The sequence below is a fragment of the Salinivibrio sp. PR919 genome (assembly GCF_001995355.1).
Lineage (GTDB): Bacteria > Pseudomonadota > Gammaproteobacteria > Enterobacterales > Vibrionaceae > Salinivibrio > Salinivibrio proteolyticus.
The window spans coordinates 1-2095 of record NZ_MUFL01000159.1 but is presented as its reverse complement, the minus strand read 5'-3'; the positions used below and the strand labels follow the sequence as shown (position 1 = coordinate 2095).

At 53.9% G+C, this 2095-nt stretch carries 1 protein-coding gene; it reads left to right on the top strand.

Annotated features, from left to right (window positions below):
- On the top strand, positions 1-2095 hold a 2095-nt coding region (locus tag BZG83_RS16300), incomplete at both ends, for a VCBS domain-containing protein (RefSeq protein ID WP_198929753.1).

Genomic DNA, 2095 nt, shown 5'->3' with positions numbered 1-2095 from the left:
TTTAGATGCCGGTGATCAAGTCACCGACACCATCACCCTGACCGCAAACGATGGTACTGAGCAAGATATTGTCATCACTATTACTGGTAGCGAAGATGCGCCTGAAGTCACCGGTAACTTTACCGGCTCAGTGACCGAAGGCAACGTGGGCGATGCACCTGTCACTGCCACCGGCACCATTGCGATCAGTGATGTCGATGACGACGATACACCGGCCTTTGCGAATACTACAGAAGCGGGGACTTATGGCTCGCTAGACCTAGTTAACGGCAACTGGACCTACACCCTTGATCAATCTGCCGTGCAGAGTTTAGATGCCGGCGATCAGGTCACCGATACCATTACCCTGACGGCAAGCGATAACACRCAACAAGATATTGTTATCACCATTACCGGCACCGACGACTTACCTGAAGTCACCGGTAGCTTTACCGGCTCAGTGACCGAAGGTGACGAAGGCGATGCGGTCACTGCCACCGGCACCATTKCGATCAGTGATGTTGATAGTGACGATAACCCGACCTTTGCCGATACCACAGAGAGCGGCACTTACGGTTCTCTGGAGCTAGTAGATGGCGCTTGGACCTACACCCTCGATCAGAGCTCAGTGCAGGATTTAGATGCCGGTGATCAAGTGACGGACACCATCACCCTCACYGCAAGCGATAACACACARCAAGATATTGTYATCACCATTACCGGCACCGACGACTTACCTGAAGTCACCGGTAGCTTTACCGGCTCAGTSACCGAAGGYRACGAAGGCGATGCGGTCACTGCCACSGGWACCATTGCGATCAGTGATGTTGATGACGGCGATAACCCGACCTTTGCGAATACTACTGAAGCGGGGACTTATGGCTCGCTAGACCTAGTTAACGGCAACTGGACCTACACCCTCGATCAGTCTACCGTGCAGGATTTAGATGCCGGTGATCAAGTGACGGACACCATCACCCTCACTGCAAGCGATAACACGCAACAAGATATCGTCATCACCATTACCGGCACCGACGACTTACCTGAAGTCACCGGTAGCTTTACCGGCTCGGTCACCGAAGGTGACGTGGGCGATACCGCGGTAACTGCCACGGGTACCATTGCGATCAGTGATGTGGATAGCGACGACAATCCGACGTTTGCCGATACCACTGAAGCGGGGACTTATGGCTCGCTAGAGCTGGTGAACGGCAACTGGACTTACACCCTCGATCAGTCTGCCGTACAGAACTTGGATGCCGGCGATCAGGTGACCGACACCATCACCCTCACTGCAAGCGATAACACGCAACAAGATATTGTCATCACCATTACTGGGACGGATGATGCACCTGAAGTCACTGGAAGCTTTACTGGTTCAGTCACCGAAGGCAACGTGGGCGATGCCGCGGTGACTGCGACGGGCACCATCGCGATCAGCGATGTCGATAGTGACGATAACCCGACCTTTGCCGATACCACAGAGAGCGGCACTTACGGTTCGCTAGAGCTGGTGAACGGTAATTGGACTTACACCCTCGATCAAAGCTCGGTTCAGGATTTAGATGCCAGCGATCAGGTGACGGATACCATTACCCTGACAGCCTCTGATGGCACTGAACAAGCCATTGTCATCACTATTACTGGTAGCGAGGATGCCCCAGAAGTGACCGGTAGCTTTGTCGGTTCCGTGACCGAGGGCAATGTGGGCGATGCGCCTGTCACTGCCACCGGTACCATTGAGATCACTGATATCGACGGTAACGATGCACCCACCTTCGCCGATACCACAGAGACCGGCACTTACGGTTCGCTGGAGCTAGTGAATGGCAGCTGGACGTATACGCTTGATCAATCTGCCGTGCAGCATTTAGATGCCGGCGATCAAGTTACCGACACCATTACCCTGACAGCAAGCGATAACACCCAACAAGATATTGTCATCACCATTACCGGTAGCGAGGATGCCCCAGAAGTGACCGGTAGCTTTGTTGGTTCTGTCACCGAAGGCAACGTGGGCGATGCCGCGGTGACTGCGACGGGCACCATTGCGATCAATGATGTTGACACCGACGATGCGCCTACCTTTGCCGATGTCACACAAGCGGGTACATAT